The following is a 23,519-nucleotide window of genomic DNA, read 5'->3' as shown; positions in this document are numbered from 1 at the left end:
ACTGTCGCAGTTATTGGCCGAACCCGGTAACAGTTGACGCAAATTCTGCTACCATCCATGCACTATTCACCTTGCACTGGCAGCGACTATGAAATTTGTCTCTTTTAATATCAACGGCCTGCGCGCCCGCCCCCATCAGCTTGAAGCTATCGTTGAACAACATCAGCCAGATGTGATCGGCCTGCAGGAGACCAAGGTTCACGACGACATGTTCCCCCTCGAAGAGGTGGCGAAGCTCGGCTACAACGTCTTCTATCATGGGCAGAAAGGCCATTACGGCGTTGCGCTGTTGACCAAAGAGACGCCAGTTTCAGTCCGCCGCGGGTTTCCCGGCGATGACGAAGAAGCACAGCGCCGCATCATCATGGCGGAACTTCCTTCCCCGCTGGGGAACATCACCGTGATTAATGGTTACTTTCCCCAGGGCGAGAGCCGCGACCATCCGACCAAATTCCCGGCTAAAGCCAAGTTTTATCAGGATCTGCAGGACTATTTGACCACCGAACTGAACAAAGAAAATCCGGTGCTGATCATGGGTGATGTGAATATCAGCCCGACCGATCTGGATATTGGCATCGGTGAAGACAGCCGCAAACGCTGGCTGCGTACCGGCAAATGCTCCTTCCTGCCGGAAGAGCGCGAGTGGATGCAGCGCCTGCTGGACTGGGGGCTGGTGGATACCTTCCGTACCTCCAACCCGGACACGCAGGATCGCTTCTCGTGGTTTGACTACCGCTCAAAAGGCTTTGACGACAACCGCGGCCTGCGTATCGACCTGCTGCTCGCCAGTTCGCCGCTGGCAGAGCGCTGCATCGAAACCGGGATCGACTACGAGATCCGCAGCATGGAAAAACCGTCTGACCACGCGCCGGTGTGGGCTAAATTCAAGCTGTAATGACGCGTGAACATTCGAAAAATTGCTTTCCTGTGCGCCCTTCTGGGCGCATTTATTCTGTCGTTTGTCATGCTTCCCCCAGGCACGCTCTCCCTGGAAGGGATTAAAACCCACCAGCAGGCACTCCTCTCCCATGTTAACCACGCGCCGCTGCGAAGCGCGCTGATCTTTTTTGCGCTCTATGTGGCGGTTTCCGCCCTGTCGATCCCCGGCGCGGCGATCCTCACCCTGCTGGGCGGAGCGTTATTTCCCCTGTGGGAAGGCACCGTTCTGGTCTCGTTTGCCTCCACGCTCGGGGCGACGCTTGCGATGCTCGCCAGCCGTTATCTGCTGCGCGACGGGGTCCAGCGGCGGTTTGCTCAGCAGATGAAAACGGTGAACGCCGGTATGGCGCATGACGGCGCGGGCTATCTTTTTGCCCTGCGCCTGATGCCGCTGTTCCCGTTTTTCCTGGTGAATTTGCTGATGGGGCTGACCCGCATTGGAGTCTGCCGCTACTGGTGGGTCAGCCAGGCAGCCATGCTGCCCGCGACGGTTGTGTTTCTGAACGCCGGGCGCGAGCTGGGGAAAGTGGCGTCGCTGCGCGATATTTTGTCGCCGGGCATGCTAATCGCCTTTACACTACTGGGGTTATTGCCGCTGGCGACTCGCCGGCTGTTTTCCCGTTATCTCCCGTCTGTTAAAAAGTGAGGCATTATGCGCCGTGTGCGTTTTTGCGCGTTCCTGATCGGTCTGCTGCTGGCAGCCCCCCTCTGTGCCGCCGAAAGCTGGCACGCTATTCAACAGCAGGCCAAAGGCCAGACCGTCTGGTTTAACGCCTGGGGCGGCGATCCGGCGGTCAACCGCTACCTTGAGTGGGTCAGCGGTGAGATGCAAACGCACTACGCCATTACCCTAAAAATCGTCCCGCTGGCGGATGCCGCCGATGCGGTAAAACGTATTCAGACCGAAGCCGCCGCAGGGCGTAAGGCCAACGGCTCGGTTGACCTGCTGTGGGTCAACGGCGAAAACTTCCGCACGTTAAAAGAGGCGAACCTGCTGCAAACCGGATGGGCGCAGACGTTGCCAGACTGGCGCTATGTCGATACCCGCAAACCCGTTACGGAAGATTTTGCGATTCCAACCGACGGGGCGGAATCCCCGTGGGGCGGCGCGCAGCTGACCTTTATCGCCCGCAAAGCCAGCATGCCGACGCCGCCGGTGGATCCCCAGGCGCTGCTGGCCTACGCGCAGCAGCATCCGGGCAAGGTCAGCTATCCTCGCCCGCCCGATTTTACCGGCACGGCCTTACTGGAGCAGCTGCTGCTGACGCTCACCGATCGCCCTGAGGCGTTACAAAAAGCGCCCGATGCAACGTTTGCTGAGGTTACGGCACCGCTCTGGGCCTACCTCGATAAGCTGCACCCGCTGCTGTGGCGCGAAGGAAAAGATTTCCCTCCCTCACCTGCCCGAATGGATACCCTGCTTGCCAGCGGCAGTCTGAACCTGTCGCTGACCTTTAACCCGGCTCATGCGCAGCAGAAAGTGGCGAGCGGCGAACTGCCCGCCGACAGCTACAGCTTTGGTTTCCAGAGCGGGATGCTCGGCAACGTGCATTTTGTGGCTATCCCGGCCAATGCCGGCGCGAGCGCGGGTGCAAAAGTGGTCGCTAATTTCCTGCTGTCGCCGCAGGCGCAAATCCGCAAGGCCGACCCGGCCATCTGGGGAGACCCGAGCGTACTGGATGCGAAAACGCTGCCCGAAGGTGACGCGAAACAGCTGCTGGCCCATACGCCTCAGGGGCTGCCGCAGGTGCTTGCAGAGCCGCAGTCCGCCTGGGTGAACGCGCTGGAGCAGGAATGGCTGCGTCGTTACGGCACCCGCTGAGCGGGCTTGTCTGGCTGGCGATGGCGGTGATTTATCTGCCGATCCTGCCCGCTGGCGTGATGCTGTTCGCACCGGCGCTTTCTGCGACAAACTGGCAGCGGCTGCTGAACGATCCGCAGCTGCCGCAGGCGACCGTCGCCACGCTGGTCTCAACGCTCATCGCCACGCTGGGGGCGTTGCTGATTGCTCTTTTCTTCGTCTGCCTTTTGTGTCCCGGTCAACGCTGGCGACGCCTCACGACCCGCCTGCCGTGGCTACTGGCGATCCCCCATGTGGCTTTCGCCACCAGCGCGTTGCTGCTGTTTGCCGAGGGCGGTCTGTTTTATCAGCTCTGTACCATCTGTACGGCTCCGTTTGACCGCTACGGCGTCGGGCTGGGCCTGACGCTCGCGGTCAAAGAGAGCGCGTTCGTACTGTGGGCCATTTACGCCGTGCTGCCGGAAAAACGGCTCGCGCAGCAGAAGATCGTCCTGCAAACCTTTGGCTACGGGCGTTATCAGACGCTCAGCTGGCTGATCCTCCCGGCGATCGCGCCTGTCCTCGGCGCGGTGATGCTGGCGGTGCTGGCATGGTCGCTCTCGGTCGTGGACGTGGCGATCGTTCTCGGGCCCGGCAACCCGCCCACCCTGGCCGTGCTGGCCTGGCAGTGGCTAAGCCAGGGCGACGCGCAGCAGCAGGCAAAAGGAATGCTGCTGTGCCTGCTTCTCCTTGTGCTGCTGGCCGCGCTGGCCGCCCTCGGATACGGCCTCTGGAAGGCATGGCGTCGCACAATTCCGCAACTCGCGGGAACGCGCAGAAGGTCTCAGCGCGCCCTGCCTGAGCGGGCGCTCAGCGGGTTACTACCCGCGTGCGGCGTCCTGTGCGCTGCGGTACTGCTGATGCTGGCGCAAGGGGGCGACGTGGGCCCCGTGGAGACCAGCCTTTCCTTCGGCCTGCTGTCGAGCCTGATCGCCCTCATCGTCATTTTTCTCTGGCTGGAATGGGGACCGCAGCGCGGCGCAGCGTGGGTGTGGTCACCGCTTGCCCTACCGGCGCTGCCGCTCGTCACCGGGCAATACTTTATTGCATTGCGTCTGGGGCTCGACGGGCGCTATGCCGCCGTACTCTGGAGCCATCTGCTGTGGGTGTTACCCTGGATGCTGCTGGTTCTGCAGCCCGCCTGGCGGCGGATCGATCCCCGGCTTATCCTTACCGCCAGAACGCTCGGCTGGCGACGGGCGAAAATATTCTTACTGCTGAAATGCCCCCTGCTGGTGCGCCCGGCGCTGCTGGCCTTTGCCATTGGTTTTTCCGTCAGCATGGCGCAATACATGCCGACGCTCTGGCTTGGCGCGGGGCGTTTCGCCACGCTGACCACTGAAACCGTCGCGCTCAGCAGCGGGGGCAGCATCCCTGTTCTCGCGAACCGGGCGCTGGGATTACTGCTGGTCACGGGCACGGTGTTCGGTCTTGCCGCCCTGTTATCCCGGCTCGTGGGCCGCTACCGTCAAGGATTACGTTAATGCTGAAGGTAAAAGATCTCACCATCGAACCGCTTTTCCGCGAGGTCAGTTTTTGCGTTCCCCGCGGGGAGATCGTTACCCTGATGGGGCCGTCCGGCAGCGGTAAATCGACCCTTTTTGCGTGGATGGTCGGCGCGCTGTCAGACGATTTCCAGGCCCGGGGCGAACTGTGGCTCGACGCGCGTCGCTGCGATAGCCTCCCCGTTGAATCCCGCGGGCTGGGCATACTTTTTCAGGACGCGCTGCTGTTTGAACCGTTCAGCGTCGGGCAAAATTTGCTGCTGGCCTTGCCTGAGCGCATCGTAGGGAGAGCGCGTCGGGAAGCGGTCGAGCAGGCGCTGGATTCCGCCGGGCTGAGCGGTCATTACGCCAGCGATCCGGCCACCCTTTCCGGCGGGGAGCGTGCCCGGGTCAGCCTGCTGCGCGCCCTGCTCGCAGAGCCGCAGGCGCTGCTGCTGGACGAACCGTTCAGCCGTCTCGATAAAACGCTGCGCATAGCGTTTCGGGAATGGGTTTTTGACGCCGTCCGCGCGCGCAATATCCCGGTGGTGCTGGTCACGCACGATGAGGATGATATTCCGCCTGGCGGCGAGCTGATTGAGATTTCTCGCTGGCAATAATGTGCTAACGCAATGTTTTCCGTTTCGGGAGAGACGACAATGCCCCCCTCTTTTACTGACGTCAGGTTATTCGATGAAACGTGTTTCTCAACTGACCGCGCTGGCCCTGCTCTGCGGCCTCGCGTCCTTTTCCTCTCTGGCGGCTGATATGCCCAACGCGATGACGCTCTCCCAGCTTCAGGCGCAGCACGGCACGCCTGTCGACACCCGCCCCAGCGCGTTCTATAACGGCTGGCCGCAAACCCTCAGCGGCCCTTCCGGGCATGAACCCGCCGCACTCAACCTGGCTGCCGCCTGGCTGGGCGCAATGAGCGACGGGCAGATTGCGCTTTGGGCAAAGCAGCATCAGCTTACGCCCGCGACGGCCATCGCCCTCTACGGCGAAGAGAACGATAACCTGGCGGTGAAATCCCGCCTGGAGAAAGCCGGATACCGCCACGTCTCGCTGCTCAGCGACGCGCTGCAGACGCCCGACCGCCTTCAGCGCCTGCCTCACTTTGAACAGCTGGTTTACCCGCAGTGGATCCACCGCCTCCAGCAGGGTAAACCCGTGACCGCCGCGCCTGCTGGTGACTGGAAAGTGATTGAAGCCGCCTGGGGCGCACCGAAGTTTTACCTGCTGAACCACATTCCCGGCGCGGGCTACATCGACACCAACGAGGTGGAGAGCGAGCCGCTGTGGAATAAAGTCTCCGACGACGCGCTGAAAGCGATGCTGGCAAAGCACGGGATCCGTCACGACACCACCGTCATTTTGTATGGCCGTGACGTTTACGCCGCCGCGCGCGTGGCGCAGATCATGCTGTATGCGGGCGTGAAGGATGTGCGTATTCTCGACGGCGGCTGGAAGGCGTGGTCGGATGCAGGCCTGCCGGTTGAGCGCGGCACGCCCGCGAAAGTGACGCCAGCCCCCGATTTTGGCGCGCCGATCCCCGGCCAGCCGCAGCTGATGGTTGATATGGAACAGGCGCGGGGGATGCTGCACCGTCAGGATGCCTCCCTGGTCAGCATTCGTTCGTGGCCGGAGTTCATCGGCGAAACCAGCGGCTACAGCTACATCAAGCCAAAAGGTGAAATAGCCGGTGCCCGCTGGGGTCATGCGGGCAGCGACGCGACCCATATGGAAGATTTCCATAACCCGGATGGCACCATGCGCAGCGCGGACGATATCGCCGCCCAGTGGAAGCGCTGGAATATTCTGCCGGAGCAGCACGTCGCGTTTTACTGCGGCACCGGGTGGCGGGCGTCAGAAACCTTTATGTACGCCCGGGCGATGGGCTGGAAGAATGTCGCCGTCTATGACGGCGGCTGGTACGAATGGAGCAGCCACCCGCAGAACCCGGTCACCACCGGAGAGCGCGGGCCCGAGAGTACTCTCTAACGGATGAGTGACTTCAGAGTTACATAACCGCTCCAGACGCGCGTTGTGGTGGTCATCCAGCACAGCGCGCCGAATACCCACGCGAACAGCGTAAAGTGCGCCGGGAAGAGGCAGCACAGTACGAACAGCGCGATGGTCTCCGTCCCTTCCGTTAACCCACCGATGTAATAAAACGACTTGTGCGCATAGCCGGGGTTGTCGATGTCGTGCTTTGCGGCCAGCGCCGCAAACGCCAGAAAGCTGCTGCCGGTACCGATAAACGCAAACAGTAGCCAGGCGGCCGCGAGCGCATTCTCTGCCGGAGCCGCGAGCGCAAAGCCAAACGGTACCAGGGCGTAGAACAGAAAATCGAGCGCGATGTCGAGAAATCCGCCCGCGTCGGTCAGCCCTCTCCGGCGCGCAAGCGCGCCGTCCAGACCATCCAGCAGGCGGTTAAGCACGATGGCGGCCAGCGCAGCCGGATACCAGCCGAGAGCCAGAAACGGCAGCGCCAGCACGCCGAAGACAAACCCGGTCAGGGTCAATCCGTCGGGCGTGATGCCCGGCTTATCCAGCACGGAAACCAGACGATTCAGAACGGGCTTTACCCGCGGATGAAGATGACGGTCAAGCATGGGGAGCCTCGTTAAACGTGGCGCACAGCCCCTGCGCCGGAATATCCAGCGCGGCATTAAAACGGGCGGAGAGATTCTGAAACGCAATAAGCGCCGTCATCTCGGTGATGGCATCGTCCGTGAAGTGGCGTTTCAGCGCCGTTCTGACTGTCTCATCCGCCCGGGGCGGCGTGGCGGTTACCGCCTCGGCGTAGGCCAGCGCCGCGCGCTCCTGCTCGGTGAACAAGGCGGAATCCTGCCAGTCGCTCACGGCCTGAACCTTATCCAGCGCGCCGCAGCGCTCGGCCAGACGCAGGCTGTTGGCATCAATACAGAAAGCGCAGTGACAGAGCTGGGATACCCGCGTCATGAGCAGCGAACGCAGCGCGGGCGTCAGCCGCGCGCGACGACGCTCCAGAAAGCCGACAAACAGCGCCACCAGCCAGAACAGACGCGGCATTCGCCCCCACCAGCGGGTGGGATTCAGCACCGCGCCAAAGTGCTTTTTCTGCATGGCGGCAATCGGTTTAAGGCTGGCGGGAAGGGATTCGAGGGGGGCAACCCAGGCGGTGGACTCTTTCACCTGATTCTCCTGTTTACTGGACTCTGAGAAAGGGCACGATAATATGTCTTTTTTCGCTATCAATTATTGACGACCATGCTGAAAACACTCGATGTCGTTGCCGCCATCATCGAAAAAGACGGCAACATTTTACTGGCGCAGCGCCCTGCCCACGCCGACCAGCCGGGAATGTGGGAATTTGCAGGCGGTAAAGTCGAGGCCGGAGAAACCCAGCCAGAAGCGCTTATCCGCGAGCTGCGTGAAGAGTTGGGCATTGACGCCCTGCCGGGACAATACGTGGCAAGCCACCAGCGGGAAGTCTCGCAGCGGTTGATTAACCTGCATGCCTGGCACGTTCCTGCTTTCCGCGGCGAGCTCACGGCGCACTACCACAGCGCGCTCGCGTGGTGTACGCCGGAAGAGGCGTTTGGCTACGCCTTAGCCCCCGCGGATATTCCGCTGCTGGAAGCGTTTATTGTTTTACGCGACGCCAGACCAGCGGGTTCGTGCTGATGGCGCGCTCGTCGCGCTGGCACTGCAACAGAATGCCGTCCGCTTTCACAACGGCCCCCTCCGAGTAGTTCTGGTTCTGATAGATACAGCACTGATTGCAGGGCTGCACCGTTTGATTCTGGCCGCTGGAGCTAAACACTTCCGGCGGCACATTCACTTCCACATCCGGGAGAATGGGGTTGGCCTGCACGCCTGCGGTAAAGATCAGACATAACGCGGTGAGTAGATAACGTTTCATAGACACATCTTCCAGTAGTTCCTTGATAATGACTATAACGGTAAACCAGAGCCGAACCTTTAATTTATCTCTTCATCGCTTTTCGTTATGACGCCCGCCCTCTCATTAATTTCCCTTTCCTCATAAATTTCTGCTTGCCTCACAAAGCGGTACGGGTGGTATAGTCAAAAAAACAACACAAATCGCATAAGTAATAAACATAAAATACGATAAGAGGTTCTTATATCTATGGATCAGACACGCTCTCTGGAAAGTTTCCTTGCCCATGTTCAGCAGCGCGACCCGCACCAAAGCGAGTTCGCGCAGGCGGTGCGTGAAGTTATGACCACCCTGTGGCCCTTCCTTGAACAAAACCCGCGTTATCGCCAGATGTCTCTGCTTGAACGCCTTGTCGAGCCAGAGCGCGTGATCCAGTTCCGCGTGACGTGGGTTGACGATCGCAACCAGGTACAGGTTAACCGCGCGTGGCGCGTTCAGTTTAACTCGGCGATTGGTCCGTTTAAGGGCGGCATGCGTTTTCATCCGTCCGTGAACCTGTCGATTCTGAAATTCCTCGGCTTCGAGCAGACCTTTAAAAACGCCCTCACCACGCTCCCTATGGGCGGCGGCAAAGGCGGCAGCGATTTCGACCCGAAAGGCAAAAGCGAAGGCGAAGTCATGCGCTTCTGCCAGGCGCTGATGACCGAACTCTACCGTCACCTCGGCCCGGATACCGACGTTCCTGCCGGTGATATCGGCGTGGGCGGACGTGAAGTGGGCTTTATGGCCGGGATGATGAAAAAGCTCTCCAACAACAGCGCCTGCGTCTTTACCGGCAAGGGGCTGTCGTTTGGCGGGAGCCTGATCCGCCCGGAAGCGACGGGATACGGCCTGGTTTACTTCACCGAGGCGATGCTCAAGCGTCACGGTTTAGGCTTTGAAGGTATGCGCGTCGCGGTGTCCGGCTCCGGTAACGTGGCGCAGTACGCGATTGAGAAAGCGATGCAGTTTGGCGCTCGCGTGGTGACCGCCTCTGACTCCAGCGGCACGGTAGTGGATGAAGCGGGCTTCACGGCAGAGAAGCTGGCGCGCCTGTGTGAAATCAAAGCCAGCCGCGACGGTCGCGTGGCGGATTATGCCCGGGAGCTTGGCCTGACCTACCTGGAAGGGAAACAGCCGTGGGGCGTTCCGGTGGATATCGCCCTGCCGTGCGCAACGCAGAACGAGCTGGATGCGGACGCCGCGCGTACCCTGATTAGCAACGGCGTAAAAGCGGTGGCCGAAGGGGCGAATATGCCGACCACCATCGACGCGACGGATCTGTTCCTGGAGGCGGGCGTGCTGTTTGCGCCGGGCAAGGCCGCTAACGCGGGCGGCGTGGCGACCTCCGGCCTCGAGATGGCGCAAAACGCCGCGCGTCTCGGCTGGAAGGCGGAAAAAGTGGATGCGCGCCTGCACCACATCATGCTGGATATTCACCATGCCTGCGTGGAGTACGGCGGCGAGGCGTCGCAAACCAACTACGTGCGCGGGGCGAATATCGCCGGATTCGTGAAGGTGGCGGATGCGATGATTGGTCAGGGCGTGATTTAAGGTTTATCGCGTGCGGCCGGATGCCCTCACCCCGGCCCTCTCCCACAGGGAGAGGGAGAAAACCGGGCGTATCAGGCCGCAGAGCTGCTTTTCGCCGGGTAGCGGCTGCGCCTTACCCGACCTACGGTTTAAGAGGCTGCCGCGCTCTTTTTCTTCTTGAATGGTTTCTTCGCGCCGCCACCGGGCGCAACCATCCCTCTGAACGTTTTCACCGGCGTGCTGCGCGCCTGATCGATCAGCTGGTAAAGCGTCCCGACCAGCGGCTGCATAAAGCCCTGATAGCGGCACTGCTTCTCGCTGATCTGCGTCAGCACCGATTCCCAGTGCGCGGTCATGTCCGGCCTCGCGGCCAGCTCCGGCAGAGAATGAATCAGCGCCCGGCCCGGTTCCGTTGAGTGGATGTAGCGTCCCTTTTTCTCCAGGAAGCCGCGCTTAAAGAGCAGCTCGATGATCCCCGCTCGCGTCGCTTCCGTCCCCAGACCGTCGGTGGCGCGCAGGATCTTCTTCAGATCTTTATCCTGCACAAACCGGGCGATCCCGGTCATCGCCGACAGCAGCGTCGCATCGGTGAAATGGCGCGGGGGCTGGGTCTGACGTTCAACCACTTCGCCCTTCTCGCACAGCAGTTCGTCATCTTTAGCGACCACCGGCAGCGGCGTGCCGTCGTTCTCTTCATCGCGCTCTTTGTTACCGAGCAGCGTGCGCCAGCCTGCTTCCGCGAGGAAACGCGCTTTGGCGATAAACTTGCCTTTGGCAATCTCAAGCTCAATCACGCACTTACGGAATACCGCGTCCGGGCAGAACTGCATCAGGTACTGACGGGCGATCAGGTTATAGACCTTCGCTTCGTTCTCGGTCAGGTTGACGTTGCTGGCGCGCGCCGTCGGGATAATCGCGTGGTGAGCATCGACTTTTTTGTCGTCCCAGCAGCGGTTATGGGTGTCAGGGTTTACCGCCGGCTGCGGGAGCAGATCCGGCGCGTGGACGCTGATGGCGTTCATCACCGAGTGGCGACCGGCAAAGTGCTCTTCCGGCAGATAGCGACTATCCGAACGCGGATAGGTGATGAGCTTGTGGGTTTCATAGAGCTTCTGGCAGATGTCCAGCACGTTCTGCGCGCTGAGGCCAAACTTTTTGGCCGCCTCAATCTGAAGTGCAGAAAGCGAGAACGGCAGCGGCGCGGGTTCTGATTCCCGTTTATCGTTATAGCTGGTGACGATAGCCGGCTGGCCGGTAATGCGGTTAACCACGTGATCCGCCAGCGGACGATGGAGCAGTCGCCCCTCTTCATCCTGATACGATTCACAGGCATCGCTCGGCTGCCAGACGGCGGTAAAGCGTTCGTCTTTAGGCGTGACGATATGCGCTTTCACCTCGAAGAAATCTTTGGCGACGAAGTTCTCAATCTCTTCGTCACGACGCACGACCAGCCCCAGCACCGGCGTCTGCACGCGCCCCACGGAAAGCACGCCCTGATAGCCCGCGTTGCGCCCAAGAATGGTGTAGGCGCGGGTCATGTTGATGCCGTACAGCCAGTCGGCGCGGGCGCGGGCTAAAGCCGAGACGCACAGCGGAATAAACTCGCTGTTGGCGCGCAGGCGCGAAATCGCCCGCTCGACGGCCTGCGGGTTGAGGTCGTTTATCAGGCAGCGCTGCACCTGCTGGCGCTTTTCCGGCGCCAGCTCAAGATAGTCCAGCACCTCATCCACCAGCAGCTGCCCTTCCCTGTCCGGGTCACCCGCGTGCACAATTTCAGCCGCTTCATGCAGGAAACGCTTGATCACGTTGAGCTGTTTGGTGACCGAAGGCCGGGGCTGCAGACGCCATTTTTCCGGCACGATGGGCAGATCGTTCAGGTTCCAGCGGGCGTAGCGGCTGTCGTAAACGTCCGGCTGCGCCTGCTCAAGCAGGTGACCAATACACCAGGTGACCACCTGCCCGTTACCGCATTCGATAAAGCCGTCGCCCTTGCGATGCGGCTTAGGCAGCACGTCGGCGATGGCACGGGCCAGGCTCGGCTTTTCGGCAATAAACAACCGCATCGAATTAACGGATCTCAATCATCGGACGACCGCCGCGCGCGGTCACCAGCTCGCCGATCGCCGTCAGGGTGATGCCGAACTCGGCGGCAGTGGCCTGAACCTCAGCTTCGGATTCCGGCGTGACCGCCAGCAGCAGGCCGCCGGAAGTTTGCGGATCGCACAGCAGGCTGCGCCACTCCTCAGGCATTTCGCCCATCAGGTGACCGTAGCTGGCGAAGTTGCGCTGGGTACCGCCCGGGACCGCGCCCTGAGCAATATACTCCTCCACGCCCGGCAGCTTCGGCACGTCCTGATACCAGACCTGCGCCTGAACGCCCGCGCCCTGACACACTTCAGAGAGGTGTCCCAGCAGACCAAAACCGGTGACGTCGGTCATCGCCTTCACGCCGTCGATATTGGCAAACGCCGCACCGGCAAGGTTCATCTGGCACATAACTTCCGTTGCCAGGCCTTTGTGCTCCGGTTTCAGCAGGGATTTTTTCTCAGCGGTGGTCAGCACGCCAATGCCCAGCGGCTTGGTGAGGAACAGTTTGCAGCCCGCCTGCGCGGTGCTGTTGCGCTTCACGCGTTCGGTCGGCACTACGCCGGTAACGGCCAGGCCAAAGATAGGCTCCGGCGCATCAATAGAGTGACCGCCGGCCAGGGCAATCCCCGCCTGCTGGCAGGCAAAGCGTCCGCCATCAATCACTTCACGGGCCACTTCCGGCGGGATGGTGTTGATCGGCCAGCCCAGAATGGCAATCGCCATGATCGGCTTACCGCCCATCGCGAAGATATCGCTGATGGCGTTGGTGGCCGCAATGCGCCCGAAGTCGAACGGGTTGTCGACAATCGGCATAAAGAAGTCGGTAGTACTGATAATGCTGGTGCCGTTACCTAAGTCATAAACTGCAGCATCGTCACGCGTTTCATTGCCGACAAGCAGGTTCGGGTCGACAAACTTCGCCTGTTCACTGTGCAGGATGGTCTCCAGCACTTTCGGGGAAATTTTACAACCGCAACCGGCTCCGTGGCTGTACTGCGTTAAACGAATGGTTTGCTCGCTCATGGACGTCTCCTGTCATCTCAATCGCGCTATGGTAGCGCTCATTCCATAAAGAGGTAAGTATGACTGTCTGAATTCTGCGGCAGATGCTCAGAATCCAGACAGTTTAGGTGCGTTATCAGAAATGGCTGACGAAAGGCGTGGTGTCCGGAATGCTGATGGTGCTGGAGGCTTTAAGCTGCGGGGTGCCGAGATAGAGGAAGCCGACAATTTTGTCATGCTCACCGCAGCCAAAACCGTCACGGACCGCCGGGCTTTCGGTCAGCGCACCGGTACGCCAGATACCGTTAAAGCCCTGCGCGACGGCGGCCATTTGCATCGCCATCACCGCGCAGCCTGCGGACATTTCCTGCTCCCAGACCGGCACCTTATGGTTAGCCTGGCATTTCGCCACGACGGCGATAATCATCGGGGCGCGGAACGGGGCATTGCGCGCCTTGTCGATACCTTTCTCATCCTGACCGGCGGCAACCGCGCCCTGCTCCAGCAGCTGACTGAAACGATCGCGGCCTTCACCTTCAATCACAAAGAAGTGCCACGGCTGCAGCGTGCCGTGATCGGGGGCACGCATGCCGGCACGCAGAATGTTCTCCAGCTGCTCGCCTGCCGGGGCAGGTTCGGCCAGACGGGAAGCGCTACGGCGGTTAACAAGCAGTTCGAGTGCGTCCATTGGTTAACTCCTTTCTTGAAATTTACTCACAAAATTAACACGACGGCAGATTTTGTTACAGCCTGGCAGGCGATTCCTGCTGACAAGTGGCGGTTGGGTCATTACGATAACCCCACATTACCGTCCAGTGGCGACGGAAACAGTCATTTTCTGGTTAGGGAGAATACATGCGAACCCTTTGGCGAATCATTGCCGGTTTCTTTAAATGGACGTGGCGACTGCTCAACTTCGTCCGCAACCTGGTGATGAACATCTTCTTCATCCTGCTGGTTCTGGTTTGCGCGGGCATCTGGATGCATATCAGCAACGCGAATCAGGCGCAGCATTCGACTCGCGGGGCCCTGTTACTCGATATCACCGGCGTTATCGTTGATAAACCGTCCGCCAGCAACCGTCTGGGGGCAATCAGCCGCCAGCTGTTTGGCGCGACATCAGACCGTCTGCAGGAAAACTCCCTGTTCGATATCGTCGATACCATCCGCCAGGCCAAAGACGACCGGAACATCACCGGGATCGTGCTGGATCTGAAAGATTTCGCCGGAGGCGATCAGCCTTCAATGCAGTACATCGGTAAAGCGCTGCGCGAATTCCGCGACAGCGGCAAGCCGGTGATTGCCGTGGGCGACAGCTACAGCCAGGGGCAATATTATCTGGCGAGCTTCGCCAATAAAATCTGGCTCTCCCCGCAGGGGACGGTGGATCTGCACGGTTTTGCCACCAACGGCCTGTACTACAAATCCTTGCTCGACAAGCTGAAGGTTACCACCCACGTCTTCCGCGTCGGCACGTATAAATCCGCCGTCGAGCCGTTTATCCGCGACGACATGTCTCCTGCCGCCCGCGAAGCGGACAGCCGCTGGATTGGCGAGCTGTGGCAGAACTATCTCGGCACCGTTGCCGCCAACCGCCAGATTACGCCTGAGCAGGCGTTCCCCGGCGCGCAGGGCGTGCTGGATGGCCTGCGTAAGGTTGACGGTGATACCGCGAAATATGCGCTGGATAACAAACTGGTAGATGCCCTGGGCACCAGCGCCGAGATTGAAAAATCCCTGAGCAAGCAGTTTGGCTGGAGCAAAGAGGACAAAAATTACAGCGCCATCAGCATGTATGATTACTCGGCGAAAAAGCCGGATGACAGCGGTGACAGCGTCGCGGTGGTGTTTGCCAACGGCGCCATCATGGACGGCCAGGAGACGCCGGGGAACGTGGGCGGCGATACTACCGCGTCACAAATCCGCGATGCTCGCCTGGATCCAAAAGTGAAAGCGATCGTCCTGCGGGTGAACAGCCCTGGCGGCAGCGTCAGCGCCTCCGAGGTGATCCGCTCTGAACTGGCCGCGGCGCGTGCCGCCGGCAAGCCGGTCGTCGTATCCATGGGCGGAATGGCCGCCTCCGGGGGTTACTGGATCTCAACCCCAGCCAACTACATCGTGGCCAACCCAAGCACGCTGACCGGTTCGATTGGCATCTTCGGGGTGATCAACACCGTGGAGAATAGCCTGGATTCTCTGGGCGTGCATACCGATGGCGTGGCCACCTCTCCGCTGGCGGATGTGTCGGTGACCAAATCCCTGCCGCCGGAAGTCTCTGAGATGATGCAGCTCAGCATTGAGAACGGCTATAAGCGCTTTATCACCCTGGTGGCGGACTCGCGTAAAAAGACGCCAGAGCAGATCGACCAGATTGCGCAAGGCCACGTCTGGACCGGCCAGGATGCGAAGAGCAACGGTCTGGTGGACAGCCTGGGCGACTTCGATGACGCGGTGAAGAAAGCCGCCGAGCTGGCGAAGCTCAAGCAGTGGCATATCGAGTATTACCAGGACGAGCCGTCGTTCTTCGATATGGTCATGGACAGCATGTCCGGCTCGGTACGCGCCATGCTGCCGGAGGCGATGGAGGCTTACCTGCCTGCGCCGGTCGCCACGGCGGCGAAAGCGATGAAGGCGGAAAGCGATAAGCTCGCGGCCTTTAACGATCCACAGAGTCGTTACGCGTTTTGCCTGACCTGCGCTAACGTCCGTTAAAAACCGTCCCCTCTTCACGCGAAGAGGGGATTTTTTTCTTTTGAAGAACAAGAACTCACTACCATGCAGAAGAAATCGATTTATGTAGCCTACACTGGCGGTACCATCGGTATGCAGCTCTCTGAAAACGGCTATATCCCTGTCTCCGGCCACCTTCAGCGTCAGCTTGCGCTGATGCCAGAATTCCACCGTCCGGAGATGCCTGACTTCACCATCCACGAATACGAGCCGCTGATGGACTCCTCCGACATGACGCCGGAAGACTGGCAGCATATCGCGGATGACATTAAAGCCCATTACGACCAGTACGACGGCTTCGTGATCCTGCACGGCACCGACACCATGGCGTTTACCGCCTCGGCGCTCTCCTTCATGCTGGAGAACCTGAGCAAGCCGGTTATCGTCACCGGGTCGCAAATCCCGCTGGCGGAGCTGCGCTCGGACGGGCAGATCAACCTGCTGAACTCCCTGTACGTGGCGGCGAATTACCCGATCAACGAAGTGTCGCTGTTCTTCAATAACCGTCTGTATCGCGGCAACCGTACCACCAAAGCCCATGCTGACGGTTTTGACGCCTTCGCCTCCCCTAACCTGCAGCCGCTGCTGGAGGCCGGGATTCATATCCGTCGTCTGGGCACGCCGCCTGCGCCGAACACCGCCGGCGAGCTGATCGTGCATCCGATCACTCCGCAGCCGATTGGCGTGGTCACTATCTACCCGGGTATCTCTGCCGACGTGGTGCGTAACTTCCTGCGCCAGCCGGTGAAAGCGCTGATTCTGCGCTCCTATGGCGTCGGCAACGCGCCGCAGAACGGCGAATTCCTGAAAGAGCTACAGGAAGCCAGCGAGCGCGGAATTGTGGTCGTGAACCTGACCCAGTGTATGTCCGGAAAGGTCAACATGGGCGGCTATGCCACCGGCAACGCGCTGGCGCATGCGGGAGTTATCAGCGGCTTCGATATGACCGTTGAGGCAACGCTGACTAAACTTCACTATTTACTGAGTCAGGATCTGGACATTCAGTCCATTCGCAGCGCGATGATGCAAAACCTGCGCGGCGAGCTGACCCCGGACGAATAAGGAGTGCTCATGAAGCAACGCGCCCTGCTACTGGTCGATTTGCAAAATGATTTCTACGCGGGCGGTGCGCTGGCCGTCGCCGAAGGTGACAGCACCGTTGACGTAGCAAACACGCTGATTGACTGGTGCAAAGCCCGCGGCGAAGCGGTTGTCGCAAGCCAGGACTGGCACCCGGCGAATCACGGCAGCTTTGCCAGCCAGCACGACGTCGAGCCTTTCACTCAGGGGGAACTCGACGGGCTGACGCAAACCTTCTGGCCGGATCACTGCGTACAGCAGACGGAAGGCGCGGAGCTGCATCCGCTCCTGAACCAGAAAGCCATCAACGCGGTGTTCCATAAAGGTGAAAACCCGGCTATCGACAGCTATAGCGCGTTTTTTGATAACGGGCATCGCCAGAAAACGGCGCTGGACGCGTGGTTACGCCACCATGAAATCACGGAGCTGATCGTGCTGGGCCTGGCGACGGATTACTGCGTGAAGTTTACCGTGCTGGACGCGCTCCAGTTGGGGTATACCGTCAGCGTCATCACCGACGGCTGCCGCGGGGTAAACATTCACCCGCAGGACAGCGCTCAGGCGTTTATGGATATGGCTGCGGAAGGCGCAACGCTGTATACGCTCGAAGACTGGCTGGAAACACAGGCGTAGTCTTTTACGCCCTCTCCCTGTGGGAGAGGGTATCAACCTGCACCGTTATTGCATTTTCATCGTCGCAATCGGCTTCGGCGTGATGCCAAAGTCTTCTTTCAGCTCGCGCTTGCTCTTCATGACCATCTGGCCTTTGGTGTCGATCGTCATGTGCTGCGCGTCGGTGTTATTGCGCGCCTGCCACAGCATCACCAGCTGCAAACTATTCTCTTTTTGCTCCGGCGTCAGCGCAACGCCGTCGGGCCATTTTCCCAGTTCTACGGCGGTCACCAGACGCTGATAAATCTCCGGCGTCATGCCGCTAATCATGTCATCAATATTCACTCTCGCGCCCTTTCAAAGGAATAATTTGCTGAATCGTTTTTTCAACCCTTAATCTGGTCACCGTTTTCATCATCGGTGAAGCTCATTGAGGCTGAATTTACGCAGAAACGCTCGCCCGTAGGCTGGGGGCCATCCGGGAAGACGTGCCCAAGGTGCGCATCGCAGTTGCCGCAGCGAATTTCCGTACGCACCATGCCGTGCGACGAGTCGGTCAGGTAGCGGATGGCCTCATCGCTCACCGGCTCGTAGAAACTCGGCCAGCCGCAGCCAGAATCAAATTTCGTTTGTGAATTGAACAGAGGCGCATCGCAGACCAGGCAGTGGTAGACGCCGTCTCGCTTGTTGTGCAGTAAACGCCCGGTGAACGGCGGTTCCGTTCCGTGATTCTGCGTCACGTAAAACTGCATTTCTGTGAGGTTTTTTTTCAAATCGTCAGGGTTACGTTGGTTCGACATATGCTTACATCTCGCTGTAGAAACAGACATCTTTAACCCGGATTCTAACAAAACATTAACACCCTTGCGTGCACTTTTGATCTAAACTTATGTGTCGCGAATAAGCGGTCAGGCAATTGTGATCACGTTCACATTTTTATCCTGAGAGGACTTTAAAATCCCGGCTCAGCCCCCATATGGGTGCAAGCTCAAAGGGAAAGTGAGGCGAGTCAGTCGCACAAACGTTAGTCACAGGATTGATTTGTCGCAATGATTGACACGATTCCGCTTGACGCTGCGTAAGGTTTTTGTAATTTTACAGGCAACCTTTTATTCACTAACAAATAGCTGGTGGAATATATGACTATCAAAGTAGGTATCAACGGTTTTGGCCGTATCGGCCGTATTGTTTTCCGTGCTGCTCAGAAACGTTCTGACATCGAAATCGTTGGTATCAACGATCTCCTGGACGCTGAATACATGGCGTACATGCTGAAGTACGACTCAACTCACGGTCGTTTCGACGGCACCGTTGAAGTGAAAGACGGCCACCTGGTTGTTAATGGCAAAACCATCCGCGTTACTGCTGAAAAAGACCCAGCTAACCTGAAATGGAACGAAATCGGTGTTGACGTTGTTGCTGAAGCAACCGGTATCTTCCTGACCGACGAAACTGCGCGTAAACACATCACCGCGGGTGCGAAGAAAGTTGTTCTGACTGGTCCTTCCAAAGACAACACCCCAATGTTCGTTCGTGGTGCAAACTTCGAAACTTACGCTGGCCAGGATATCGTGTCTAACGCATCCTGCACCACCAACTGCCTGGCACCGCTGGCTAAAGTTATCAACGACAACTTCGGCATCATCGAAGGTCTGATGACTACCGTTCACGCGACTACCGCTACTCAGAAAACCGTTGATGGCCCGTCTCACAAAGACTGGCGCGGCGGTCGTGGCGCGGCTCAGAACATCATCCCATCCTCTACCGGTGCTGCTAAAGCTGTAGGTAAAGTACTGCCAGAACTGAATGGCAAACTGACTGGTATGGCGTTCCGCGTTCCAACTCCTAACGTATCCGTTGTTGACCTGACCGTTCGTCTGGAAAAAGCTGCTTCTTATGAAGAAATTAAGAAAGCAATCAAAGCTGCTTCCGAAGGCGCAATGAAAGGCGTTCTGGGCTACACCGAAGACGACGTTGTATCTACCGATTTCAACGGCGAAATCTGCACTTCAGTATTCGATGCTAAAGCAGGTATCGCACTGAACGACAACTTCGTGAAACTGGTTTCCTGGTACGACAACGAAACCGGCTACTCTAACAAAGTACTGGACCTGATCGCTCACATCTCCAAATAAGTTGAGATGAGTGTTTGATCCAAAAAGGCGACTTCGGTCGCCTTTTTTATTGTTTTTAGACAGAGGATTGCTTAATGACTAATAAAATTTTTGCACTTCCGGTAGTCGAACAACTTACCCCTGTGCTCTCCCGCCGTCAGATTGACGGTGCTGATATCATCGTCGTTGACCACCCACGCGTTAAAGCCTCCGTAGCGCTCAACGGCGCCCACCTGCTCTCCTGGAAACCGGAAGGCGAAGCAGAAGGCTTATGGCTGAGCGATGCGACCTCCTTCAAAAAAGGGGCCGCAATCCGCGGTGGCGTACCGATCTGCTGGCCGTGGTTCGGCCCGTCCGCACAGCCGGGTTTGCCGTCTCACGGTTTTGCCCGCAACCAGCAGTGGACGCTGAAAGCGCATAACGAAGATGACAACGGCGCAGTGCTGACCTTTGAGCTGCAGGCTAATGATGAAACCCGCGCCCTCTGGCCGCACGATTTCACCCTGTATGCCCGCTTCAAGCTGGGTAAAACCTGTGAAATCGAACTGGAAGCTCACGGCGAGTTCGAAACCACCTCTGCCCTGCACACCTATTTCAACGTGGGTGATATCAGCGCCGTGAAGGTGAGCGGCCTCGGCGATACCTATATTGATAAAGTGGATAACGCGAAAGAAGGCAAACTGAGCGACGGCGTTCAGGCATTCCCTGACCGTACCGACTGCGTTTACCTGCACCCGGAAGCGTGCAGCGTGATCCACGACGGCGCCCTGAACCGCGGCATTGAAGTGGTCCATCATCATCACAGCGACGTGGTGGGCTGGAACCCGGGCCCTGCGCTTTCCGTCAGCATGGCCGACATGACGGATGATGGCTACAAAACGTTTGTCTGCGTGGAAACCGCTTGCGTGAGCAACCCGCAAAAAGCGAGTGAGGAAAAACCGTCTCGTTTAGGGCAGACGATTCGCATTGTTAAGCGATAAATTCACTGCACCACGCTAAAGCAAACGGGGCGCAAGCGCCCCGTTTTGATGCATAAATTGCACTAAATTAATGCACAATCAGAACTTGTAGCTCACACCCACAGAGAAGATGCCTGCCCAGGACTTATCGACCATCGGGCTATCCTTCACTTCATCGCTCAGACGCTCATAGCGGCCGGTACCGTACACGCTCCAGTCGCCAAGGAAGTTGTAGCTCGCGGTCAGCTCCAGGTAAGGATCCCAGCCGTCATCTGCACTGTAGCTTTTCAGACCACTGCGGCGGGACTCGTTTTTAGAGACGCCGTAGTAGTAGTCGTTGTAGTTCTCGCTGTTGTACTGCACACCGATACCCGGCGTCAGGGTGAGCCCACCGTTGGTGTAGCGGTACAACCACGCCAGATCCCAGATAAAGCCGTTGCTGTTATCCAGCGTGTCACCCGCCAGGGCCGTACGCAGGAAGCCATACTCGGTGTTATGTACATACGAGAGCCCGGCCATCATGGTGCTTTTACGCTTGTCGAGCTGGCGAAGCGCATGGCTGTCGCTGTCACCCGGCTTGAAGTGCGTTGGATCGTAGTAGGCCATGATGGAAAGCTTATCGGCCTTATCGTTCCAGAGATAGTAGCCGCCGCCGAGCCCGCGGAACCAGACGTTGTCGCCTTCATAGGTGATAACGGGAACAGGATAAACATCACGGTCATACTGTTTATACGGGCTGTTAATGACGCCAACACCCGCGCCAACCGTCCACTGACTTTCCGCCTGCGCGGTATTCACTGCGGTCGCGGCAAGGATGCCTAATGCCAGAAGTTTGAGTTTGGTCACAATCCATTCTTTCCTGTAGTCAAATAATCAGCGGATGAAGTGTAACCGCCATTCCCGTACATCCCAAAATTTTTTGCCTGCTAATCAGTCTGATTAACCCGTTATTTTTAACTTTTCAGATGACAACACGCTTTCATTTATATGACCACTGAATGAAAAACGTGCATTTGTCTTATAACGACAGTGGAAATTTTTGGATGAGTTATTGATATGTCATTGAAAGTAGATTTTCTGGGCATGCAAGTTTTGCAAATGCCATCTACGCTTTAATTTAAGAAGAGTTTTCCTGAACACCCTGCGGTTCTTAGCGTCTGACCTGGCACACAGGTTGCTGCTCTGGCAGTGAGGTGCGAGAGATTCTCTTCCGGGAGCCTCCACTACTCATACGAACGGCTCTTATCCTGTGCTAAAAAACGAAAGGACGGCATGCCATGAATATATTCGATCACTATCGCCAGCGCTATGAAGCTGCCAAGGACGAAGAGTTCACACTGCAGGAGTTTCTTACCATCTGTCGGCAAGATCGCAGTGCCTATGCCAATGCGGCAGAACGGCTATTGATGGCCATTGGTGAGCCAAACATGGTTGACACTGCCCTGGAGCCTCGGCTTTCCCGTCTCTTTTCGAATCGGGTGGTCGCCAGATACCCGGCGTTTGAAGAGTTCTATGGTATGGAAGATGCCATCGAACAGATTGTCTCCTATCTGAAGCATGCCGCTCAGGGTCTGGAAGAGAAGAAACAGATCCTCTATTTACTCGGCCCGGTGGGGGGCGGTAAATCCTCGCTGGCTGAACGCCTGAAGTCACTGATGCAGCGCGTTCCTATTTATGTGCTGAGCGCCAACGGTGAACGCAGCCCGGTGAACGACCATCCGCTGTGCCTGTTCAATCCGCAGGAAGACGCGCAGATTCTGGATAAAGAGTATGGCATCCCGCGTCGCTACCTTGGCACCATCATGTCGCCGTGGGCGGCAAAACGCCTGCACGAGTTTGGTGGCGACATCACCAAATTCCGCGTGGTGAAGGTCTGGCCGTCTATCCTTGAGCAGATCGCCATCGCCAAAACAGAACCGGGTGATGAGAACAACCAGGATATCTCGGCTCTGGTAGGTAAAGTCGATATCCGTAAGCTGGAAAACTTCGCGCAAAACGATCCGGATGCCTACGGTTACTCAGGCGCGCTGTGCCGTGCTAACCAGGGGATTATGGAATTCGTCGAGATGTTTAAAGCACCGATTAAAGTGCTGCATCCTCTGCTGACGGCTACCCAGGAAGGCAACTACAACGGAACGGAAGGTATCTCCGCCCTGCCGTTTAACGGGATTATCCTGGCCCACTCGAACGAATCTGAATGGGTGACCTTCCGTAATAACAAAAACAATGAGGCCTTCCTTGACCGCGTGTACATCGTCAAGGTGCCTTATTGCCTGCGGATCTCCGAAGAGATCAAAATTTACGAGAAACTGCTTAACCACAGCGAGCTGGTGCACGCTCCCTGCGCGCCCGGCACGCTGGAAACGCTGTCGCGCTTCTCCATCCTTTCGCGTCTGAAAGAGCCGGAAAACTCCAGCATCTATTCAAAAATGCGCGTCTATGACGGTGAAAGCCTGAAAGATACCGACCCGAAAGCGAAGTCGTATCAGGAATACCGCGACTATGCCGGGGTTGATGAGGGGATGAACGGTCTGTCCACGCGTTTCGCGTTTAAGATCCTCTCCCGCGTCTTTAACTTCGACCATGCGGAAGTGGCGGCCAACCCGGTTCATCTGTTCTACGTGCTGGAGCAGCAAATCGAACGCGAGCAGTTCCCGCAGGAGCAGGCTGAACGCTACCTTGAGTTCCTCAAAGGTTACCTGATCCCGAAATACGCCGAGTTCATTGGCAAAGAGATCCAGACGGCCTACCTGGAATCCTATTCAGAATACGGGCAGAACATTTTCGACCGTTATGTCACCTATGCTGACTTCTGGATCCAGGATCAGGAGTACCGCGACCCGGATACCGGCCAGCTGTTTGACCGTGAATCCCTGAACGCGGAGCTGGAAAAAATCGAGAAGCCTGCCGGGATCAGTAACCCGAAAGACTTCCGTAACGAGATTGTGAACTTTGTCCTGCGCGCCAGAGCGCATAACAACGGGCGCAATCCGAACTGGACCAGCTACGAGAAACTGCGCACGGTCATCGAGAAGAAAATGTTCTCCAATACCGAAGAGCTGCTGCCGGTGATCTCGTTTAACGCCAAAACCTCAACCGATGAGCAGAAAAAGCACGACGACTTTGTCGACCGTATGATGGAAAAAGGCTACACCCGCAAGCAGGTCCGTCTGCTCTGCGAATGGTATCTGCGCGTGCGTAAATCGTCTTAAA

General features: G+C 58.1%; 23 protein-coding genes. 14 read left to right on the top strand and 9 right to left on the bottom strand.

Going from position 1 to position 23,519, the window contains the following annotated elements:
• Positions 1 to 88 precede the first annotated feature (88 nt).
• The 6 genes from xthA (at position 89) to QMN93_RS13300 (ending at position 6,264) form a co-directional block, all read left to right on the top strand.
• The gene (xthA, locus tag QMN93_RS13325; RefSeq protein WP_193139066.1) at positions 89 to 895 is read left to right on the top strand and encodes an exodeoxyribonuclease III; all 807 of its coding nucleotides are present in this window, start codon (positions 89 to 91) and stop codon (positions 893 to 895) included.
• Between the two features lie 6 nt (positions 896 to 901).
• The gene (locus QMN93_RS13320) at positions 902 to 1,585 is read left to right on the top strand and encodes a TVP38/TMEM64 family protein (RefSeq protein ID WP_182383378.1); all 684 of its coding nucleotides are present in this window, start codon (positions 902 to 904) and stop codon (positions 1,583 to 1,585) included.
• Positions 1,586 to 1,591: 6 nt separating this feature from the next.
• Entirely contained in the window at positions 1,592 to 2,761 is a 1,170-nt protein-coding gene (locus QMN93_RS13315) for an ABC transporter substrate-binding protein (RefSeq protein ID WP_182383377.1), read from the top strand.
• Entirely contained in the window at positions 2,734 to 4,263 is a 1,530-nt protein-coding gene (locus QMN93_RS13310; RefSeq protein WP_182383376.1) for a thiamine ABC transporter permease, read from the top strand. The genes QMN93_RS13315 and QMN93_RS13310 overlap by 28 nt, the downstream gene beginning before the upstream one ends.
• Positions 4,263 to 4,883: an ATP-binding cassette domain-containing protein gene (locus QMN93_RS13305; RefSeq protein WP_182383375.1), complete on the top strand. Its 621-nt coding sequence runs from the start codon at positions 4,263 to 4,265 to the stop codon at positions 4,881 to 4,883. Before QMN93_RS13310 ends, QMN93_RS13305 begins: the two co-directional genes overlap by 1 nt.
• 73 nt (positions 4,884 to 4,956) lie before the next feature.
• Complete coding sequence (locus tag QMN93_RS13300) at positions 4,957 to 6,264, top strand: sulfurtransferase (RefSeq protein ID WP_182383374.1); 1,308 nt, start codon at positions 4,957 to 4,959, stop codon at positions 6,262 to 6,264.
• Here QMN93_RS13300 and QMN93_RS13295 read toward each other — a convergent pair.
• Complete coding sequence (locus QMN93_RS13295; protein ID WP_182383373.1) at positions 6,261 to 6,878, bottom strand: CDP-alcohol phosphatidyltransferase family protein; 618 nt, start codon at positions 6,876 to 6,878, stop codon at positions 6,261 to 6,263. The genes QMN93_RS13300 and QMN93_RS13295 overlap by 4 nt on opposite strands.
• Positions 6,871 to 7,440, bottom strand: coding sequence for a carboxymuconolactone decarboxylase family protein (locus QMN93_RS13290; RefSeq protein ID WP_182383372.1), 570 nt, complete (start codon positions 7,438 to 7,440; stop codon positions 6,871 to 6,873). Before QMN93_RS13290 ends, QMN93_RS13295 begins: the two co-directional genes overlap by 8 nt.
• Before the next feature lie 75 nt (positions 7,441 to 7,515).
• Here QMN93_RS13290 and QMN93_RS13285 point away from each other — a divergent pair, with 75 nt between their 5' ends.
• Positions 7,516 to 7,932, top strand: coding sequence for a pyrimidine (deoxy)nucleoside triphosphate diphosphatase (locus tag QMN93_RS13285; RefSeq protein WP_032657918.1), 417 nt, complete (start codon positions 7,516 to 7,518; stop codon positions 7,930 to 7,932).
• On the opposite strand, the gene QMN93_RS13280 is transcribed toward QMN93_RS13285, so the two are convergent.
• Positions 7,892 to 8,170 carry a DUF1496 domain-containing protein gene (locus QMN93_RS13280; RefSeq protein WP_029742006.1) on the bottom strand — a complete coding sequence of 93 codons (279 nt, stop codon included), beginning with the start codon at positions 8,168 to 8,170 and terminating at the stop codon, positions 7,892 to 7,894. The genes QMN93_RS13285 and QMN93_RS13280 overlap by 41 nt on opposite strands.
• Positions 8,171 to 8,398: 228 nt before the next feature.
• Between QMN93_RS13280 and gdhA the strand changes: the two genes are divergently transcribed.
• On the top strand, positions 8,399 to 9,742 hold the full coding sequence (gdhA, locus tag QMN93_RS13275; RefSeq protein WP_048979437.1) for an NADP-specific glutamate dehydrogenase: 1,344 nt from the start codon (positions 8,399 to 8,401) through the stop codon (positions 9,740 to 9,742).
• A 128-nt stretch (positions 9,743 to 9,870) separates the two neighbouring features.
• Here gdhA and QMN93_RS13270 read toward each other — a convergent pair whose 3' ends face one another.
• The 3 genes from QMN93_RS13270 to QMN93_RS13260 all read right to left on the bottom strand — a co-directional run bounded on the left by QMN93_RS13270 (position 9,871) and on the right by QMN93_RS13260 (position 13,499).
• A complete protein-coding gene (locus QMN93_RS13270) occupies positions 9,871 to 11,784 on the bottom strand; it encodes a DNA topoisomerase III (RefSeq protein ID WP_323619704.1) in 1,914 nt (637 codons plus the stop codon).
• A 4-nt stretch (positions 11,785 to 11,788) separates the two neighbouring features.
• Positions 11,789 to 12,832, bottom strand: a complete 1,044-nt coding sequence (selD, locus tag QMN93_RS13265) for a selenide, water dikinase SelD (RefSeq protein ID WP_039262032.1) — start codon at positions 12,830 to 12,832, stop codon at positions 11,789 to 11,791.
• Positions 12,833 to 12,947: 115 nt separating this feature from the next.
• On the bottom strand, positions 12,948 to 13,499 hold the full coding sequence (locus QMN93_RS13260; RefSeq protein ID WP_064672307.1) for an NAD(P)H nitroreductase: 552 nt from the start codon (positions 13,497 to 13,499) through the stop codon (positions 12,948 to 12,950).
• 167 nt (positions 13,500 to 13,666) lie between these two features.
• Here QMN93_RS13260 and sppA point away from each other — a divergent pair, with 167 nt between their 5' ends.
• The 3 genes from sppA to pncA all read left to right on the top strand — a co-directional run bounded on the left by sppA (position 13,667) and on the right by pncA (position 17,254).
• Positions 13,667 to 15,523: a signal peptide peptidase SppA gene (gene sppA / locus QMN93_RS13255; RefSeq protein ID WP_264884891.1), complete on the top strand. Its 1,857-nt coding sequence runs from the start codon at positions 13,667 to 13,669 to the stop codon at positions 15,521 to 15,523.
• 63 nt (positions 15,524 to 15,586) lie between these two features.
• Entirely contained in the window at positions 15,587 to 16,603 is a 1,017-nt protein-coding gene (ansA, locus tag QMN93_RS13250) for an asparaginase (protein ID WP_193139060.1), read from the top strand.
• A gap of 9 nt (positions 16,604 to 16,612) precedes the next feature.
• Positions 16,613 to 17,254, top strand: a complete 642-nt coding sequence (gene pncA, locus QMN93_RS13245) for a bifunctional nicotinamidase/pyrazinamidase (RefSeq protein ID WP_323619703.1) — start codon at positions 16,613 to 16,615, stop codon at positions 17,252 to 17,254.
• 45 nt (positions 17,255 to 17,299) lie between these two features.
• Here pncA and QMN93_RS13240 read toward each other — a convergent pair whose 3' ends face one another.
• Both QMN93_RS13240 and msrB read right to left on the bottom strand, forming a co-directional pair.
• Positions 17,300 to 17,578 (bottom strand): YeaC family protein, encoded by a 279-nt coding sequence (locus QMN93_RS13240; protein WP_023311258.1) that lies wholly within the window; start codon positions 17,576 to 17,578, stop codon positions 17,300 to 17,302.
• 41 nt (positions 17,579 to 17,619) lie between these two features.
• Positions 17,620 to 18,033 (bottom strand): peptide-methionine (R)-S-oxide reductase MsrB, encoded by a 414-nt coding sequence (msrB, locus tag QMN93_RS13235; RefSeq protein ID WP_008500710.1) that lies wholly within the window; start codon positions 18,031 to 18,033, stop codon positions 17,620 to 17,622.
• Between the two features lie 339 nt (positions 18,034 to 18,372).
• Between msrB and gapA the strand changes: the two genes are divergently transcribed.
• Together gapA and QMN93_RS13225 are read left to right on the top strand one after the other, a co-directional pair.
• A complete protein-coding gene (gene gapA, locus QMN93_RS13230) occupies positions 18,373 to 19,368 on the top strand; it encodes a glyceraldehyde-3-phosphate dehydrogenase (protein WP_023311257.1) in 996 nt (331 codons plus the stop codon).
• Positions 19,369 to 19,442: 74 nt separating this feature from the next.
• Positions 19,443 to 20,327: a D-hexose-6-phosphate mutarotase gene (locus tag QMN93_RS13225; protein WP_193139056.1), complete on the top strand. Its 885-nt coding sequence runs from the start codon at positions 19,443 to 19,445 to the stop codon at positions 20,325 to 20,327.
• A 78-nt stretch (positions 20,328 to 20,405) separates the two neighbouring features.
• Here the strand turns inward: QMN93_RS13225 and QMN93_RS13220 are convergent, their stop codons facing one another.
• The gene (locus QMN93_RS13220; RefSeq protein WP_032657936.1) at positions 20,406 to 21,152 is read right to left on the bottom strand and encodes a MipA/OmpV family protein; all 747 of its coding nucleotides are present in this window, start codon (positions 21,150 to 21,152) and stop codon (positions 20,406 to 20,408) included.
• Positions 21,153 to 21,583: 431 nt separating this feature from the next.
• Here QMN93_RS13220 and yeaG point away from each other — a divergent pair, with 431 nt between their 5' ends.
• Positions 21,584 to 23,518 carry a protein kinase YeaG gene (gene yeaG / locus QMN93_RS13215; protein ID WP_008500713.1) on the top strand — a complete coding sequence of 645 codons (1,935 nt, stop codon included), beginning with the start codon at positions 21,584 to 21,586 and terminating at the stop codon, positions 23,516 to 23,518.
• The last annotated feature ends 1 nt before the right edge of the window (position 23,519 follow it).

The organism is Enterobacter sp. R-1.6.2 (assembly GCF_035064085.1).
Classification (GTDB): domain Bacteria; phylum Pseudomonadota; class Gammaproteobacteria; order Enterobacterales; family Enterobacteriaceae; genus Enterobacter; species Enterobacter asburiae_B.
The sequence above is the reverse complement of the archived record's forward strand: the minus strand, read 5'-3'. Positions and strand labels throughout refer to the sequence as shown.